The following is a 16537-nucleotide window of genomic DNA, read 5'->3' on the forward strand; positions in this document are numbered from 1 at the left end:
GCCAACCCTAGTGCCCTCGTGCGCCGCACCGGCCGCGATGCCGCCTGCCAGTAAGCTCGAACCGGCACATCGTTGGCCAGTAACGGGCCAGAAAGGGGGTCGTGTGCAGGTCACCAGCATCGGGCACGCCGGTTTCCGGCTGGACACCCGCGCAGGCAGCATCCTGTGCGACCCGTGGCTGAATCCGGCCTACTTCGGCTCCTGGTTCCCGTTTCCCGACAACAGCGGGCTGGACTGGGACGCTCTCGGCGACTGCGACTACCTCTACGTGTCGCACCTGCACCGCGACCACTTCGACCCCAAGAACCTGCGCGAGCACGTCAATAAGGACGCCGTCGTGCTGCTGCCGGATTATCCGGTCGACGACCTGCGCCGTGAACTGGAGAAGCTCGGCTTCCACCGCTTCTTCGAGACGACGAACTCGGTCAAGCACACCGTCAGCGGACCCAAGGGCGAGCTTGACGTGATGATCATCGCGTTGCGAGCGCCCGCCGACGGGCCGATCGGCGACTCGGGTCTGGTGGTCGACGACGGCGAGACGGTCTGTTTCAACATGAACGACGCCCGGCCCGTCGACCTGGATGCCCTGCACGCCGACTTCGGCCACGTCGACGTACACATGCTGCAGTACTCCGGCGCGATCTGGTACCCGATGGTCTACGACATGCCCGCACGAGCCAAGACGGCATTCGGTGTGCAGAAGCGCCAGCGCCAGATGGATCGCTGCCGCCAGTACATCGAACAGGTGGGGGCGACGTGGGTGATCCCGTCGGCGGGCCCGCCGTGCTTCCTGGACCCACAACTTCGCCATCTGAACGACGACCACGGTGACCCCGCGAACATCTTCCCCGACCAGATGGTCTTCTTGAAGGAGATGCACGCGCACGGCCACGACCGCGGGCTGCTGATGATTCCCGGCTCGGTAGCGGATTTCACTGGGCCGCAACTGGATTCGCTTCGCCATCCGTTGCCCGACGACCAGGTGGAGGCCATCTTCACCACCGGTAAGGCTGCCTACATCGAGGACTACGCGCAGCGGATGGCGCCAGTGCTGGCCGCTGAGAAGGCCGGCTGGGCACCGGCAGAGGGCGAACCCCTCCTGGAGCCGCTGCGTGCTCTGTTCGAACCGATCATGAGCCAGAGCGACCAGATCTGCGACGGGATCGGGTATCCGGTGGAGCTGCGCCTCGGACCCGAAACCGTGGTGCTGGACTTCCCGAAAAGGGCTGTGCGCGAACCTGTTCCGGACGAGAAGTTCCGCTACGGGTTCGAGATCGCGCCGGAACTGGTGCGCACGGTGCTGCGAGACGGCGAACCCGACTGGGTGAACACCATCTTCTTGTCGACGCGCTTTAGGGCTTGGCGGGTCGGCGGCTACAACGAGTACCTGTACACGTTCTTCAAATGTCTCAGCGACGAGCGCATCGCCTACGCCGACGGCTGGTTCGCCGAGGCGCATGACGACACCGCATCGATTGTGCTGGACGGCTGGGAGATGCAGCGCCGGTGCCCACACCTGAAGGCCGACCTGTCGAAATTCGGTGTGGTGGAAGGCAATACACTTACCTGCAACCTACATGGGTGGCAATGGGATCTGGAGACCGGTCGCTGCTTGACCGCACGCGGCCACGAGCTGCGCTGCGCACGAGTATGATGATTCCACTGACCTACGACGACGGGCTGGTCCAGCTGGACAGCGAAGCGCTGACTCTGCGCCGCTATCACTTCCCGTCCGGCACGTCGAAAATCATTCCGCTGCAGTCGATTCGTGGCTACCGCGCCAATTCTCTTGGGCTGCTGACCAATCGGCGATTCTGGCTGTGGGGCAGTCCGGATCTGATGCACTGGCTGCCGCTGGACGTCAGCCGGCCACTGAAGTCCACGTTGGTGACGCTCGACGTGCCGGGTATCCGCCCCAAGCCCGCGTTCACACCGAGCGATCCGGACCGCTTCATCCGCGTGCTCGACGAGCTGCTCAACCGCTAGCGCCGTGGCGCCAGACTGGCGGTGGTGCTTCGCCGATCAACTCGGCCCGCACTTCCTCGACGCGCCGGATCAACCCGTGCTGCTGATCGAATCGCGAGCAGTGTTCCAACGGCGCCGGTTTCACCGGCGTAAGGCACATCTGGTGCTGTCGGCGCTGCGGCACCGCGCCGCCGAACTCGGTGATCAAGCGCTCTTCATCCAGGCGCCGACGTATAGACAAGCGCTCGAGCAGGTTTCGGGCCGCGTCACGGTGTGCCAGCCCACCTCTTGGGCTGCCGATCGGTTCGTGCGGGCCCAGCAGTCGGTCGAGGTGCTTGCTGCACGCGGGTTCGCCACGGATCAGCGGGCCTTCAGCGGTGGGCGGACAACCAGCGAGCGCTGCTCTTGGAGAACTTCTATCGCGATGCGCGCCGCCGCTTCGGCCTCTTGGTCGACGGTGGCGATCCCGTCGGCGGGCGATGGAACTTCGACGCCGAAAACCGCGAACCGCCGCCCAAGACAGCCACTTTGGAAGTGCCGGAGCCGTGGTTTCCCGAGGAAGACGACATCGACGAACAGGTGCGCGCGGATCTCGACCGTTGGGAACGCGACGGCTCGGTGACGTTCGTCGGGAACGACGGACCGCGGCAGTTCGCCGTCACCGCCGCAGAGGCGCAGCAGGCATTCCAGGTCTTCCTGCGACATCGTCTGGCGCCCTTCGGCCCCTACGAGGACGCGATGCTGGCCGACGACCCTTGGATGTCACACAGCATGCTCTCGGCCACGATGAACCTGGGCCTGCTCGACCCACTCGAGTGTGCGTACGCGGCCGAAGATGCCTATCGCAGCGGGGCGGCACCACTGGCCAGCGTCGAGGGCTACATCAGGCAGCTGATCGGCTGGCGCGATTACATCTACAACGTCTACTGGTATTTCGGCGAGGAGTACCGCACCCGCAACGCGTTGAACGCGAACAACCCACTGCCGCAGTGGTTTTCCGAGCTCGATGCCGACGCGGTGCAGGCGCGCTGCCTACGCGGCGTGCTGGCCGACGTGCGTGAGCGCGGATGGGTTCATCACATCCCCCGGCTGATGGTGCTGTCCAACTACGCACTGCAGCGCGGCTGGAATCCCGCCGCAGTGGCCGACTGGTTCCACCGCTGCTTCGTCGACGGCTACGAGTGGGTGATGGTGGCCAACGTCATCGGCATGTCACAGCACGCCGACGGCGGGCTGATGGCGACGAAGCCGTACGCCGCGGGCGGGGCGTACATCAACCGGATGAGCGACTACTGCCCGCAGTGCGTATACCGGCCCGATCGGCGCGTCGGCGACGACGCCTGCCCCTTCACCGGTGGCTATTGGTGGTTTCTGCACCGCAACCGCGACCGCCTGTCAGGCAATCGACGGCTGGCCCGCCCGCTCGCCGGAATGGACCGGCTGACAGACCTCGATGAGGTGGTGGCGGAGCAACGCCGGCTCGGCGACCTGCCGCCCTGATCAAGCGGCGACCATCTTCTCGATACGACGCAGCGCGAGCGCACATACGGTCGCATACGCCGCCGCCCACCACGGCACCTCGAAGATGACCCGGCTGCCGTCGTCGAGCGGGTCCACCCGGTGCCGCGTGGCGGATATGCCGGCCACCTTCCACGCCCAGTGCCTACCGTCGTCGAACTCCGTGACGACGAACGGCACCGCGACACCGCCAGGGGCGACGACCCGCCCGGTGGCGCCCAGAGAGATCCGGGTGCCCGGGCTGTCGAGTGCGGCGTCGGAGATCGTCGGCCCCCAGACCGGCCACTTCGTCACGTCGACCAGCACATCCCAGACAACCGGCGCGGGTGCAGCGACCACTCGCTCGACCGACAGCATGGTGGGCGCACATACCCGGCTACCACGGCGCTGAAACGCCGGCGCCATCCGACACCGGCGCGGCGTCGAATAACCGGCAGGCCATCCACGAAGGAGTGATCTGTTGCTGAACCGGTTGACGACGCTGGCGTCCACAACGGTCGAGTCCGTCGGCTCGATTTTCGGTGTGCGCTGGGGAACCGAAGAGCCGCACCACGTGGTGCTGGACCGCCTGGGGGACGTCGAAATTCGCCGCTACGGCCCGCGGATCGCCGCGGAGACCACCGTGCGCGCGAACGAGGACGCGGCCCGCAACATCGGCTTTCGCCGGCTGGCCGGCTTCATCTTCGGCGGCAATCACCGCCGCACGAAGATCGCGATGACGGCTCCGGTGGCGCAGACCCCAGCCGAACCGCAGGAGTCGGTGATCCGCTTCTTCATGCCAGCCAAGTGGACGCTCGATACGCTGCCTGAACCCGACGACGCGAGCGTCCGCCTCGTGGAGGTGCCCGGCGAGACCGTCGCAGTAACGCGGTTCAGTGGAGACCGCAGCCCCGCCGAGATCAACCGGCGCACCCGAACGTTGCTCGCGGCCTTGGAGGCATCCGGCTACCACGTCGACGGGCCGGCGGTCGCATGGTTCTACGACCCGCCGTGGACGCTTCCGTTCCGGCGCCGCAACGAGATCGCGGTGCCCGTCACTGCGGCGTGAGCACCTCGGCGCCGACATAGGGCGCGAGCGCGGCCGGCACGCGGACGCTGCCGTCCGGCTGCTGGTGGTTCTCCAGGATCGCGACCAGCCAGCGGGTGGTGGCCAGGGTCCCGTTGAGCGTCGCTGCGGTCTGCGGCTTGCCGTTGTCGTCGCGGTAGCGGATCTGCAGGCGCCGAGCCTGGAACGTCGTGCAATTCGACGTCGAGGTCAACTCGCGGTACTGCTGCTGCGACGGGATCCATGCCTCGCAGTCGAACTTGCGCGCCGCCGACGCGCCGAGATCGCCTGCCGCGACGTCGATTACGCGGTATGGCACCTCGATGAGCCCCAGCATCTCGCGCTGCCAGCCGAGTAGGCGCTCATGTTCGGCTTCGGCGTCGCCGGGCTCGCAGTAGACGAAGCCCTCGACCTTGTCGAACTGGTGCACGCGGATGATGCCGCGGGTGTCCTTGCCGTAACTTCCGGCCTCCCGCCGAAAGCACGACGACCACCCGGCGTAGCGCAGTGGGCCGTCCGACAGGTCGAGGATCTCCCCTGCGTGATACCCGGCCAGCGGCACCTCCGAGGTGCCGACCAAATACAGGTCGTCGGCGTCGACGCGGTACACCTCGTCAGCGTGCGCGCCCAAAAACCCTGTGCCGCGCATGATTTCGGGCCGCACCAGCACCGGCGGAATCATCAGCGCGAACCCGTTGTCGACGGCCAGCCGCACCGCCAGCTGCAGCAGCCCGAGTTGCAGCAGAGCGCCACGCCCGGTCAGGAAGTAAAACCGCGAGCCAGAAACCTTCGCGCCGCGCTCCATGTCGAACAGGCCCAACGACTCGCCGAGTTCGAGGTGGTCTTTGGGCTCGTCGATGCGGGGCACAGTGCCGACGGTGTCGAGCACCGCGTAGTCGTCTTCTCCGCCGGCGGGCACACCGTCGAGCACCACATTGGAAATCGCCATGTGCGCAGCGGTGAATGCCTCTTCGGCGGCGGCTTGCTGCGCCTCGGCTGCTTTGACGTCGGCCGCCAGCTGCTTGGCGCGATCCAACAGCGCGGGCCGCTCCTCGGGCGAGGCCTTACCCACTTGCTTGCTGACGACCTTCTGCTCGGCACGCAGATTGTCGGCGGCTGAAACGGCCGCGCGCCTCGCCGCATCCGCGTCGAGCAACACGTCGACCAGCCCCGGGTCTTCGCCGCGGGCACGCTGCGAGCGCCGCACCGCATCGGGATCGTCGCGCAGTTGTCTGAGGTCGATCACGGCCGCAACCCTACTTTTCCGCGCCGGACGCCGAGCACAACCCCATAACGTTACAACTGCATCACTTGTCACGCCGAGCGGCGCGCCTGTCACAATGGGTGCGATGTCCGTCGTTCCCGAGCAGCAGCTACCGCCCGACGCGGAGCCCAAGGCCGACGCTGTGGGCGCCGGCGGGCGCGCGGCGTGGTGGCGCAGCCTGCAGGCGACAGCGACGCGGCGCGCGCTGCTGCTGACCGCGCTGGGCGGCTTGCTGATCGGCGGTGTCACCACCGCCCTGCCGGCCGGAGCCGACGGACCCAGCAAGCTCGTCGGCCTGTCCAACGCAGCCCCGAGCGCCGGCAACCGCGCCAGCCAGAAGTTCGACAAGGCCCGTCCGGGCGACTGCCTGAACTGGCCGAACCGTGCGCCGGACCAGGCCACGATCGTCGACTGCAAAGACGACCACCGCTTCGAAGTCGCCTCGTCGGTGGACTTGCGTACATTCCCGGGCAGCGAATACGGCCCGAACGCCGCGGCGCCGTCGGTGGCCCGAATCCAGCAGATCAGCCAGGAGCAGTGTCAGGCTGCCGTCAAGCGGTATCTCGGCACCAAATACGACCCGAACAGCAAGTTCACCATCGGCATGCTGTGGTCCGGAGAGAAGGCGTGGACGCAGGCCGGTGACCGCCAGATGCTGTGCGGCCTGCAGTTGCCGGGCGGCAGCAGCGAAGAGCAACAGGTGTTCAAGGGCCGGGTCGCCGACCAGGACCAGTCGAAGGTGTGGCGAGCCGGCACCTGCCTGGGCATCGACACCGCGACCAACCAGCCCACCGACGTCCCTGTCGACTGCGCCGGCCCGCACGCGATGGAAGTGACCGGCTCGGTGAACGTGGCGGAGAAGTTCCCGGGTGCGCTGCCGTCGGAGCCTGACCAGGACGGCTACATCAAAGACGCGTGCACGCGGATGACCGACGAGTACCTGGCGCCGGTGGAGCTGCGCGCCACCACACTGACGCTGGTCTACAGCACGATCTCGCTGCCGAGTTGGGCCGCAGGCAGTCACCAGGTGTCGTGCAGCATCGGGGCGACGCTGGGCAACGGCGGCTGGGCAACGCTGGTGGGCAGCGCGAAGGGGCCGCTGCTGATCAACGGCCAGCCGCCCGTGCCGCCGCCGGACATCCCCGCGGAGCGGCTGAACCTGCCGCCGATCCAGGTGCCGATGCCCACCACCACCATCGACACCTCCGGCTCGCAGACGCAGCGGCCGCAGCAGCAGGCGCCGGCCAACAACACCGCCCCGACGATCGGCAATCAGCACCTGCCCAATGCGCCGGGTCCGCAGACGCCGATCAACGACACCAACCCCGCACCCGCCGCGCCGGCCGCCCCACCCGGCGGCGCGCAGCAGGGGCCAGCCGGCCCGCCTGAAGCTCCGGCACCCAACGTCCCCGCCGAGCCCGCCCCACCCCCGGCGCCCGAGCCGGCGCCCGCCGAACCGCCGCCACCGCCCGGGGCGTAGCGGTATGGCCGTGCGGATGAGCCCGCAACGGTTCGACGAGCTAGTGTCCGACGCGCTCGACCTGATCCCGCCCGATCTGGCGGCGGCGATCGACAACGTCGTCGTCCTGGTGGAAGGCCGCCATCCCGACGAGCCCGACCTGCTCGGCCTCTACGAGGGCATCGCGCTCACCGAGCGCGACACCACCTACGCCGGCGCGCTGCCCGACACGATCACGATCTACCGCGACGCGCTGCTGGACGTCTGCGACACCGAGGACGACGTTCTCGACGAGGTCGCGATCACCGTGATCCACGAAATCGCTCACCACTTCGGGATCGACGACGAGCGGCTGCACGAACTGGGTTGGGCCTGACGGCGTCCGCGCGGCAACCGGTTCTTGTCGGCGGGCGGTGATAGGAACAGAACATGACTCCGCGCTCTGATCTTCACGCAAGCGGTCCCCCGCAGTGCCGCTACTGCCGTGACGAGTTTGAGCACTGCCACGGCACGGTCATCATCCACGTGCAGCGTCGCGCCGAATGCACCGACGACGGCTGCACCAGCCCGGAGAGCATCACTCACTCGCTGCGGATCGACTGCGACGCGGTGGGCTGCAGCTGTGCGCAGTCCGTCGCTGTTGCGGTCTGAGACCGGTCAGCCCATCGGGTCGGCGGACTCCAGCTGCTCCGGGCGCGGCATGCCGCGTGGATCGGGCAGAAACGGTGGGCTGTGCTGACCCCAGTGCACGCAGCTCCACCGCCCGTCGGTGATCGGGGCCAGCACCACCGACTCCGCGTTGCCGATGTGGTGCTCGACCACGAATGAGCCGTCCACGCCGGCCAGCGTCGCGGCGGCCAGCCGGATCGCCGCGCCGTGGCTGACCACCACGATGTCGTCGGTCCAGTCGTCGTTGTCGAGGTAGCGCAGGCGCAGGTCGGTCAGGACGGGAAGGAAGCGGTCGAGCACCTGGGCGCCGGTCTCGCCGCCGGGCAGTGCGGCGTCGAGGTCGCCGAGGTGCCAGCGCTCGTAGATCCGGTTGAACGTCTCGACCGCCTCGTCGTCGTTGCGCATCTCCAGCTCGCCCACCTGCACCTCGTGGATGCCCTCCACCTGCCGCGGACGCGTCGACCACACGTCGCCGAGCACCGCCGCGGTTTGCGCCGCCCGTAGCGCCACCGAGTGCACCAGCAGGCCGGCGCGGCGATCGAAGCCACGCGCGAAGTCGCGGGCCTGCGCGATGCCGGCGGGCGTCAACTCGGCACCCGGCGGCCGGGTGTCCAGGCATCGATTGACATTGCTCTGGGACTGCCCGTGCCGCAGCAACACCAACCGACCGCTCATCGGCCCACCCGTCCGCTGCGTAGCGCCTCGAGCCAGAGATCGGCCTCGTCCAACTCAGGCGGCACCGCTTCCGTGACGGAGCCGGTAGGCCACGAACCCAGGTATCGCACATCTGCACAACGTCGGTGCAGCGCCTTGAGTGCCTCGGCGACGGCGACGTCGTCGATGTGGCCGACGCATTCGAGGAAGAACACGTAGGTGCCGAGTTGCGTTCTGGTAGGCCGGGATTCGACCCGGGTGAGGTCGATATCGCGGATGCCGAACTCGGTCAGCGCAGCGACCAGCGCGCCGGGTTTGTTCTCCAGCCGCAGCACTACCGAGCTGCGGTCGGCGCCGGTGCGCGGAGGTGGCGGCGCGGGGTGGCCGGCCAGCACGAACCGCGTGGCGGCATTCGGCTCGTCGACCACGCCGGCCGCCAGCTCGGTGAGCCCGTAGCGCCGGGTGGCCAGCGGCGTGGTCACGGCGGCGTCGGCCTTGCCGTCGGCGACGTCGATAGCCGCCGACGCGTTCGAGTTCGCGGGCACCACCTCGGCGTCGGGCAGGTTCTGGGTCAGCCAGTCGCGCACCTGCGCCGCAGCGACCGGGAAGGCGGCGACGGTGCGAATGTCCGAGGCGGCGCTCGGCTGGCGCACCGCGATGCTGAATGCCACGTCGAGCGTCAGTTCGGCGAACAGCTGCAGCGGCGTGCCGTTGGCCAGGCTGTCGAGGATCGGCACGATCGACCCGTCGATCGAATTCTCGATCGGCACGCACGCGTAGTCGGCGGCCCCGTCGCGCACCTGCTGCAGCGCCGCGACAGCCCCGTCGGCGGCCACGGGCGAGACAGGCCCCGGCTGCGGAACCATTCCTCGATCCGCCATCTTCACCAGCGCCGCCTCGGTGAACGTCCCCTCCGGGCCGAGGTACGCGATTCTGGTCACCCCTCAAACCCTATCGGTCGGACCGACGACGAAGGCCTTGCGCGACAGCAGCACACATTATTAAGTTAGGCTCACCTTACTTCGACTGGAGGAGATGTCCATGCCTCAGCCGGCACCGTCCACCGCCGAAAGTGTCCGCAGCATCTGTGTGCGTGCGCCCGAGGCGATGCTGGCAGTCGACGGCTTCGCTCCGGTGCAAACCCCCGTCCACCACCTGCTCGACGACGGCGCAGTCGCGGTCACGGTGGCGGCCGATGCGCAGATCGCCGCGGCGATCGGCGAGTCCGACGGTGTCGAGGCGATGCTGGAGCTCACCGACCACGCGCCTCTGCCGCTGCGCAGGCCAGTGCGTTCCCTGGTGTGGATGCGCGGCCGGCTGCGGCGAGTGCCTGCGCCGCTGACCTCCGCGCTGCTTGACGCGATCGCTGCCGACGATCCCAATCCCGCTCTGCTGCAAGTGAATGCGGGCGATCAGCCGACCGCGCTGATGTGGCTGCGGACGGAGTCGGTGGTGATCGCGGATGCGACCGGCGCGGAGTCGGTACCGCTCGAAGACCTGCTGGCGGCGCAGCCCGACCCGTTCTGCGCGATGGAGTCGCGCTGGCTGCAGCACATCGACTGCGACCACCGTGACGTCGTCGACCTGTTGGCGTCGCGGTTGCCGGGCACGCTGCGCCGCGGCCGTGTCCGCCCGCTGGGTTTGGACCGCTACGGGGTGCGGCTGCGGGTCGAGAAGGACGACAGCGACCACGACGTGCGTTTGCCGTTCACGGCGCCGGTCGACGACCTCACCGGCCTGGGCCGCGCGATCCGCGTGCTCATGGGTTGCCCGTTCCTCAACGGGTTGCGCGCGCGTCGCGCCTAGCAGCTCACCCGGTCAGGCCGCGCACGGCACGCTCTACCGTGTCAGCATGACCGAGCCCGCGGGCTTGTCCGAGCGAGCGTCCGACACGGCGCTGCCGCCGCGCACCTTGCGGCTCGAGGTCGCCATCGTGTTGGCCGTGACGTTCGGGTTGTCCGCCGTCACCGCGGTGCTGCAGCTCGTCGACTCGGTGTTGCGCATCCTCAGCACGCAGAAGATTCCGCTGCTGCCCCGTCGTTCTTACTTCGACCTGATCGACCTGGGGCTGAACCTCGCCTCGATCGCCCAGCTGCTGGCATGGGGTGCATTGGGGCTGTACCTGCTGTGGCGCAATGGAATCGGCCCGCGTGATGTCGGCTTGGGCCGACCCAGATGGCGTGCCGACGCACTCGGCGGGGTGGCCTTGGCCGCGCTGATCGGTATTCCGGGGCTGGGTCTGTACGTGTTGTCGCGGATCGTCGGGCTGAGCGCATCGGTGGTGCCGACGACGCTCACCGACAGCTGGTGGCGGATACCGGTGCTGGTGCTGGCCGCCTTCGCCAACGGCTGGGCCGAGGAGGTGATCGTCGTCGGGTATCTGATGACGCGGTTGCGCCAGCTCGGCGTCGGCAGCACACGGACACTGCTGTACTCCAGCGTGCTGCGCGGCGCGTATCACCTGTACCAGGGCTTCGGCGCCGGCTTGGGCAACCTGGCGATGGGCGTGGTGTTCGGGGCGGTGTGGCGGCGCACCGGCCGACTGTGGCCGCTGGTCGTCGCCCACGGGCTGATCGACACCGTCGCGTTCGTCGGATACGCGCTGCTTGTCGATCACCTCGGTTGGTTGCCGTGACGCCGTAGATTTATCCGGTGACGCACGACCGGCCGGGCCACGGCGGCGGGCCGCCAATGAGACCCGGCGGCGGGCCGCCAAGAGGGCACAGCGGCGGGCCGCCAATGAGACCCGGCGGCGGGCCGATTCGGCGCCCCACGCCGCCGCGCCGCGAGCCGTCGCAAGTGATCCGTCGCGACCCGGCATACCGCCCGGCTCCCCCGCCGCGCCCACAGCCACCACCGCCACCGCGCCCGCCGCAGCGCCCCCCGCCTGCGCCTGCGCGGCAGCAGCGCCCGGTCAAGCCTCCGGAACCGGCCAAGCGTCGTCGCAAACGGCACTGGGGTCGCTGGCTGGTGCTGCTCGTGGTCGCGCTGCTGGTTGCGTTCATCGGGATCGGAGTCTGGGTGGACACTTCGCTGCACCGCGCAGCAGTCCTCGCCGGCTACCCCGGCCGGCCCGCATCCGGCCACGGCACCACGTGGCTGCTCGTGGGCTCAGACAGCCGCAGCGACCTCACCCCCGAGCAGCAGAGCGCGCTGGCCACCGGTGGCGACATCGGCAACGGGCGAACAGACACGATCATGCTGGTCCACATCCCGTCGCTGTTGTCCAGCGTGGCGCCGACGCTGGTCTCGGTCCCCCGCGACTCCCTGGTGACGATTCCGGGCAACGGCGACGGCAAGATCAATGCCGCGTTCGCGCTGGGCGGCCCGCAGCTGCTGGTGCGCACCGTCGAGCAGGCCACCGGGCTCCGGATCGACCACTACGCACAGATCGGTTTCGCAGGATTCGCGGATGTGGTCGACGCGGTCGGCGGCGTCACGATGTGCCCCACCGAGCCCGTCGCCGATCCGTTGGCGGGCATCGATCTGCCGCCCGGCTGTCAAAAACTCGACGGCCGCAACGCGCTTGGTTACGTGCGCACGCGCGCCACCCCACGCGCCGATCTCGACCGGATGGTCAACCAGCGTGAATTCTTGTCGGCGCTGCTGCACCGCGTGGCCAGTCCGGCGGTGTGGCTGAATCCCTTGCGGTGGCTGCCGGTGAAGAGCTCGGTCACCAACGCGCTGACCGTCGATTCCGGCGCGCACGTGTGGGACCTCGCGCGGCTGGCTTGGGCGCTGCGCGGCTCCCCGCTGACCACCACCGTGCCGATCGCGGGCTCGGAAGACACCGACCTCGGCGACGTCGTCGAGTGGGACAGCGACGCCGCGTCGCGGCTGTTTTCCGCCTTGTCCGACGACGCGGCGGTGCCTAACGACGTGTTGCAGTCCCAGCCGACGGGCTGAACCCACCGTGCCATGACGCGCGAGTCTCAGGCCGAAGTCGAGCCACCTACTTCGTGGCCGGCGGCGAGCCGAGAGGTGACGGATCGCGCCCACCACACGGCATGTGATCACCCTTTGTTGGTGCTCTCGTCGAGACGCCCCCGCTCGAGCCAGCGCTTGGTTTGCGCAGGATAATTCGTCGCAATCCAGTCGACGCCCAGTCTGCGGCAGTGATCGACGTCTTCGTAGCGGTCAACCGTCCAGCAGTAGGTGGCCCGGCCCCGCGCCGCCGCGCGGTCGACCAGCTCGGGATCCTTCCGCAAGGTACTGATGTGCGGGCCGACTGCCGTGGCACCGACAGTCGTGGCGGAAATGCCCCGCAGCATGCGCGACGCTTCACCCAGCAGCACCGTGGGCAGCAGCGGTGCGGCCCGGCGGATCCGCCACACCGCGGCGGGCGAGAACGACATCACCACCGCCCGCGACAGATCCGCTGACGCGGGGGACGCAATACCGAAGCGCCGCAGCACCTCGAGAAGCGTCTTCTCCACCAGCGCCCCGTAGCGGACAGGATGCTTGGTTTCGATGAAGATCTTCACCGGACGGCGCCAGTCCAAGACGAGCGCGATGAGGTCGTCGAGCAGAAGAACGCCGGTGTCCTCATGCAACTCGCCGTTGGGATGCCACGAGCAGAAGTCGAGCTGACCGACCTCGTGCAAGGTCATCTCACTGATTCGCCCCGTGCCGTCGGACGTCCGGTCGACGCGGCGGTCGTGCAGGCAGATCAGTCGTCCGTCGCGGGTCAGACGCACGTCGCATTCGACCCCGTCGGCCCCTTGAGCCAGTGCGACGTCGTAGGCCGCCAAGGTGTTCTCGGCGCGATCGGCAGAGGCTCCGCGATGCGCAACCACGAACGGATGCCCGCCAGACGTCATAGACGTCTATGCTGCCGGTTCTTCACCATCGGGCTCAACTTCGCCACCCGATTCGGGTTCGGATTTCTTGCCCTCGGCGACCACCAGCCAGCGATGTGAGGGCCGTTCGACGGGTGTGCGCTCGAACGCGAACACCAGCCGCGCCGCCGCTATCGTGGCGGCCATCGCGAGCAGGTAGGCGACGATGAAGCTCACCGTGTTGTCGGCGATGCCCTGGGTGTCGTCGGGGAAGCTGGTGGCCGTGGCGAAGATCGACACCAGGGTGCTGAGCACGAACAGCGCCCACCACGACCAGATCAGCTTGCCCACGCGTCGATAGCGGTCTTCGGCCACCGCCAGTTCCATCACGTACGTCAACCCCCACGCCAGATTCACCAGGGGCACAAGGCATCCCACCCACAGCGCACGCACCGATCGCGGGTCGGGCAGGTGATGATGCGCGAAGGCAGCGGCCCGCCGGCCGACCAGCCACGCCGTCAACACCAAAGCGGTGCCGACCATCGAGAACAACGCCGCGACACTGGCCACTACCGCCGCCCAGGTCCCGATCCCGGCGACGACGACGTTGAGCAGCATGTCGCGATTCAGGACCAGCAGGACGTAGCGCACGATGTGCAGCAGCGCGGCCACGCCGTACACGCCGATCGTCGTGTAGAGCATCGCCCGCAGGGCCCGTTCTGAGGGTCCGCGGCGCGGTGGCGTGGCTGAAGCGGGTGGCAGCTGAGTGGCCGGATCGACCAACCCCCACTGGGGGATATAGGCATAGCGGGGAGTCGGCCCGAGAGGACGGCGGCGACGGCGCGGTGGAGGCCCCGAGCCAGGCCGCAGCGCGATCCAGCGATAGCCAGGCGGCAGGCGCGGCGAGCGCCCGCTTGTGGGTGAAGCGCCCGGCTGCGACGAGCTCGCGCCGGCAGCGGATGAGTGTGTCCACTCGTGCGAGGCGTCCGGGGGCAGCAGTGCGCCGTTGCAGCGCGGGCACCACTGCCGCTGGCGGTCGCGCACGTTCCACCGCGTGCCGCAGCGCGAACACACCTGGATCACGCCGACCAGCGTAAGCCAGGATCAGCGCCTCACTAAGGCGCCGGCGCTGCCAGCTATCGCCCGGCGGGACGAGGTTATCCACAATTTCCACAGCTTTATCCACATCCGGTGAAGCGTGGGGTGCGGCGTTGAGCGCGCATTCTGCGCTGGGAATCGGTGGCAACTGTGGATAACCTGGGAGCCGGGGCCGCGAGTGATCAACAGCGGCATGCGGGTCTCAGCGAAATGCCTTGCTGAGCTAGCTATTTCGTCCGTCGGCTGGCGCGAGCCGGTCATCGGGGGGCTACCCGCCTGCCGCACAGTTCAATCCGATCAGCGAGATTTTTCTTGCGGCGCGAGAGCGGATAAGATCGCGCTCACAGCGAGGCGATGTGACACACCTCACTGCGGGTGAGGTTCGAACGTGCTGGTAGGGGGTTTGGAAATGGCAGCGCATCCCATTGGGCCCAATTCGGCGGTGCCACCGTCGGAATGGAACTCCCCGTCGGCTCCATATACGCGCGCACAGATGACGTCTGCCCTGCGCGCGGCGCTGATCGCGCTGGTATTGCTAGCCGTGCTCGCGATCATCGTCTTGTTCTGACTCGTCCTGACAGGCGCCGCTGTGCGGCCGATGCCTGCGACGCAGGTGTCCTTGCGGTGCGCGCGGCAATGGAGCAGGGTTGTGGTCGAAGCACACAACTGAAGACAAGAAAGGAATCTCGTGGCTGAGTACACCTTGCCCGACCTGCCCTACGACTACGGAGCCCTCGAGCCGCACATCTCCGGCCAGATCAACGAGCTGCACCACAGCAAACACCACGCAACGTATGTGAAGGGTGCCAACACCGCGCTCGAGCAGCTGGCCGAAGCGCGGGAAAAGGGTGACCACGCCTCGATCTTCTTGCACGAGAAGAACCTTGCGTTCCACCTCGGCGGCCACGTGAACCACTCGATCTGGTGGAAGAACCTGTCTCCGGACGGTGGCGACAAGCCCACCGGCGACTTGGCCTCCGCGCTCGACGACGCGTTCGGCTCGTTCGACAAGTTCCAGGCGCAGTTCACCGCGGCGGCCAACGGTCTGCAGGGCTCTGGCTGGGCGGTGCTGGGCTACGACAGCCTCGGCGACAAGCTGCTCACCTTCCAGCTCTACGACCAGCAGGCCAACGTGCCGCTCGGCATCATTCCGCTGCTGCAGGTCGACATGTGGGAGCACGCCTACTACTTGCAGTACAAGAACGTCAAAGCCGATTACGTCAAGGCGTTCTGGAACGTGGTGAACTGGGCCGACGTGCAGGATCGGTTCGCCGCCGCGACGAGCAAGACCAAGGGCCTGATCTTCGGCTAGACCCGCCACCTTTCCGGCGTGACGCCAGAGTCCTCGAGGCTCTGGCGTCACGCCGGTTTTGCGTTGGCACTCGTGTCGTATTGCGTGCCAACAGCAATTTCGTCATCCTGACCTGACCGACCCAGTGACGTGTCGTATCTGGTTCGAGATGTCCGAAGGCGGAGGCGGGACATGAGTACGGGATCCGGCCGGGCCATCGAAGTGGCCCCCTTCCATTCGCGCGGCACACTCAAAGGCTTTGTGGTGTCCGGCCGGTGGCCGGACTCCACGAAGGAGTGGGCTCAATTGCTGATCGTGGCCGTGCGGGTGGCGTCGCTTCCCGGATTGCTCTCCACCACAACGATTTTCGGTGTCCGCGAGGAGCTGCCCGACGAACCGGAGCCCGGCACCGTCGGGCTGGTGCTGGCCGAGGGGCCGGTAGTCGGTGAATTCGCGTTGGAGCCAGGCCATTTCGCCGAGCACACGCCGCCGGCGCTGATCATGCTGCATCCGCCGTCGGAAACCGTTCCGTCGCTGCCGGAATGCAGCGGTGCCGCGTCGGGATGCGTGTTGCTGCCCGGACTGCCGCACTTGGGCCTGGAGCACCGCGCAGCGTGGGTAGAGGCGGAGGCCGACGGCACGGTCACTTCCATGGTGAGCCGCGTGGGCGTCGACCCGATCAGCCATCCCGACACCGCGATTCTCGCCATGCTGCTTGCGGCATAAGGGTATTCGAAGCACTCGATACGGGCAGCCGAAATCCCGCTGGGGCGTGGCGGATTCGGATCCGGCTGGC

The 16537-nt window shown here is 68.0% G+C and carries 19 protein-coding genes and 1 pseudogene; 14 read left to right on the forward strand and 6 right to left on the reverse strand.

The features are described 5' to 3' along the window. Positions 1 to 103: 103 nt before the first annotated feature. The 4 genes and pseudogenes from AC5Y39_RS14180 to AC5Y39_RS14195 all read left to right on the forward strand — a co-directional run bounded on the left by AC5Y39_RS14180 (position 104) and on the right by AC5Y39_RS14195 (position 3465). The gene (locus AC5Y39_RS14180) at positions 104 to 1654 is read left to right on the forward strand and encodes a Rieske 2Fe-2S domain-containing protein (RefSeq protein ID WP_500017785.1); all 1551 of its coding nucleotides are present in this window, start codon (positions 104 to 106) and stop codon (positions 1652 to 1654) included. Then, the gene (locus tag AC5Y39_RS14185) at positions 1654 to 1986 is read left to right on the forward strand and encodes a hypothetical protein (protein WP_500017783.1); all 333 of its coding nucleotides are present in this window, start codon (positions 1654 to 1656) and stop codon (positions 1984 to 1986) included. The genes AC5Y39_RS14180 and AC5Y39_RS14185 overlap by 1 nt, the downstream gene beginning before the upstream one ends. A 76-nt stretch (positions 1987 to 2062) precedes the next feature. Beyond that, positions 2063 to 2146, forward strand: a pseudogene (locus AC5Y39_RS14190) (hypothetical protein); the annotation flags it as partial. 224 nt (positions 2147 to 2370) lie between these two features. Beyond that, entirely contained in the window at positions 2371 to 3465 is a 1095-nt protein-coding gene (locus AC5Y39_RS14195) for a cryptochrome/photolyase family protein (protein ID WP_500017781.1), read from the forward strand. Here the strand turns inward: AC5Y39_RS14195 and AC5Y39_RS14200 are convergent, their stop codons facing one another. Beyond that, a complete protein-coding gene (locus AC5Y39_RS14200; protein WP_500017779.1) occupies positions 3466 to 3840 on the reverse strand; it encodes an SRPBCC family protein in 375 nt (124 codons plus the stop codon). It lies immediately after the preceding gene. 103 nt (positions 3841 to 3943) lie between these two features. Here AC5Y39_RS14200 and AC5Y39_RS14205 point away from each other — a divergent pair, with 103 nt between their 5' ends. After that, positions 3944 to 4531 carry an SOUL family heme-binding protein gene (locus AC5Y39_RS14205; RefSeq protein ID WP_500017778.1) on the forward strand — a complete coding sequence of 196 codons (588 nt, stop codon included), beginning with the start codon at positions 3944 to 3946 and terminating at the stop codon, positions 4529 to 4531. On the opposite strand, the gene serS is transcribed toward AC5Y39_RS14205, so the two are convergent. After that, on the reverse strand, positions 4518 to 5774 hold the full coding sequence (serS, locus tag AC5Y39_RS14210; RefSeq protein WP_500017776.1) for a serine--tRNA ligase: 1257 nt from the start codon (positions 5772 to 5774) through the stop codon (positions 4518 to 4520). The two genes, AC5Y39_RS14205 and serS, sit on opposite strands and share 14 nt — an antisense overlap. A 94-nt stretch (positions 5775 to 5868) precedes the next feature. Between serS and AC5Y39_RS14215 the strand changes: the two genes are divergently transcribed. The 3 genes from AC5Y39_RS14215 to AC5Y39_RS14225 are packed head-to-tail and all read left to right on the forward strand — an operon-like array spanning position 5869 to position 7902. After that, positions 5869 to 7272, forward strand: coding sequence for a septum formation family protein (locus AC5Y39_RS14215; RefSeq protein WP_500017774.1), 1404 nt, complete (start codon positions 5869 to 5871; stop codon positions 7270 to 7272). Between the two features lie 4 nt (positions 7273 to 7276). Continuing rightward, entirely contained in the window at positions 7277 to 7627 is a 351-nt protein-coding gene (locus tag AC5Y39_RS14220) for a metallopeptidase family protein (protein ID WP_500017772.1), read from the forward strand. A 53-nt stretch (positions 7628 to 7680) separates the two neighbouring features. After that, positions 7681 to 7902, forward strand: coding sequence for a hypothetical protein (locus AC5Y39_RS14225; protein WP_500017770.1), 222 nt, complete (start codon positions 7681 to 7683; stop codon positions 7900 to 7902). A 6-nt stretch (positions 7903 to 7908) separates the two neighbouring features. On the opposite strand, the gene AC5Y39_RS14230 is transcribed toward AC5Y39_RS14225, so the two are convergent. Together AC5Y39_RS14230 and pheA are read right to left on the reverse strand one after the other, a co-directional pair. Beyond that, positions 7909 to 8595, reverse strand: a complete 687-nt coding sequence (locus AC5Y39_RS14230) for a histidine phosphatase family protein (protein WP_500017768.1) — start codon at positions 8593 to 8595, stop codon at positions 7909 to 7911. Continuing rightward, entirely contained in the window at positions 8592 to 9515 is a 924-nt protein-coding gene (pheA, locus tag AC5Y39_RS14235) for a prephenate dehydratase (RefSeq protein ID WP_500017766.1), read from the reverse strand. The genes AC5Y39_RS14230 and pheA overlap by 4 nt, the downstream gene beginning before the upstream one ends. Positions 9516 to 9615: 100 nt before the next feature. On the opposite strand from pheA, the gene AC5Y39_RS14240 reads away from it, so the two are divergent. The 3 genes from AC5Y39_RS14240 to AC5Y39_RS14250 all read left to right on the forward strand — a co-directional run bounded on the left by AC5Y39_RS14240 (position 9616) and on the right by AC5Y39_RS14250 (position 12480). Further along, positions 9616 to 10380, forward strand: coding sequence for a DUF2470 domain-containing protein (locus AC5Y39_RS14240; protein WP_500017764.1), 765 nt, complete (start codon positions 9616 to 9618; stop codon positions 10378 to 10380). Between the two features lie 46 nt (positions 10381 to 10426). Then, entirely contained in the window at positions 10427 to 11209 is a 783-nt protein-coding gene (locus AC5Y39_RS14245) for a CPBP family intramembrane glutamic endopeptidase (protein WP_500017762.1), read from the forward strand. A gap of 104 nt (positions 11210 to 11313) precedes the next feature. Further along, entirely contained in the window at positions 11314 to 12480 is a 1167-nt protein-coding gene (locus AC5Y39_RS14250; protein WP_500017760.1) for an LCP family protein, read from the forward strand. Between the two features lie 107 nt (positions 12481 to 12587). Here AC5Y39_RS14250 and AC5Y39_RS14255 read toward each other — a convergent pair whose 3' ends face one another. Together AC5Y39_RS14255 and AC5Y39_RS14260 are read right to left on the reverse strand one after the other, a co-directional pair. Continuing rightward, positions 12588 to 13394, reverse strand: a complete 807-nt coding sequence (locus AC5Y39_RS14255) for a glycerophosphodiester phosphodiesterase (RefSeq protein WP_500017758.1) — start codon at positions 13392 to 13394, stop codon at positions 12588 to 12590. A gap of 6 nt (positions 13395 to 13400) precedes the next feature. Then, on the reverse strand, positions 13401 to 14435 hold the full coding sequence (locus tag AC5Y39_RS14260; protein ID WP_500017756.1) for a DUF4328 domain-containing protein: 1035 nt from the start codon (positions 14433 to 14435) through the stop codon (positions 13401 to 13403). 424 nt (positions 14436 to 14859) lie between these two features. Here AC5Y39_RS14260 and AC5Y39_RS14265 point away from each other — a divergent pair, with 424 nt between their 5' ends. The 3 genes from AC5Y39_RS14265 to AC5Y39_RS14275 all read left to right on the forward strand — a co-directional run bounded on the left by AC5Y39_RS14265 (position 14860) and on the right by AC5Y39_RS14275 (position 16467). Then, positions 14860 to 15018 (forward strand): hypothetical protein, encoded by a 159-nt coding sequence (locus AC5Y39_RS14265; protein WP_500017754.1) that lies wholly within the window; start codon positions 14860 to 14862, stop codon positions 15016 to 15018. 120 nt (positions 15019 to 15138) lie between these two features. Then, positions 15139 to 15762: a superoxide dismutase gene (locus AC5Y39_RS14270; RefSeq protein WP_499910973.1), complete on the forward strand. Its 624-nt coding sequence runs from the start codon at positions 15139 to 15141 to the stop codon at positions 15760 to 15762. Positions 15763 to 15933: 171 nt separating this feature from the next. After that, positions 15934 to 16467 (forward strand): peptidase, encoded by a 534-nt coding sequence (locus AC5Y39_RS14275; RefSeq protein ID WP_500017752.1) that lies wholly within the window; start codon positions 15934 to 15936, stop codon positions 16465 to 16467. Positions 16468 to 16537 lie beyond the last annotated feature (70 nt).

This window comes from Mycobacterium sp. NGS39, from assembly GCF_059812765.1.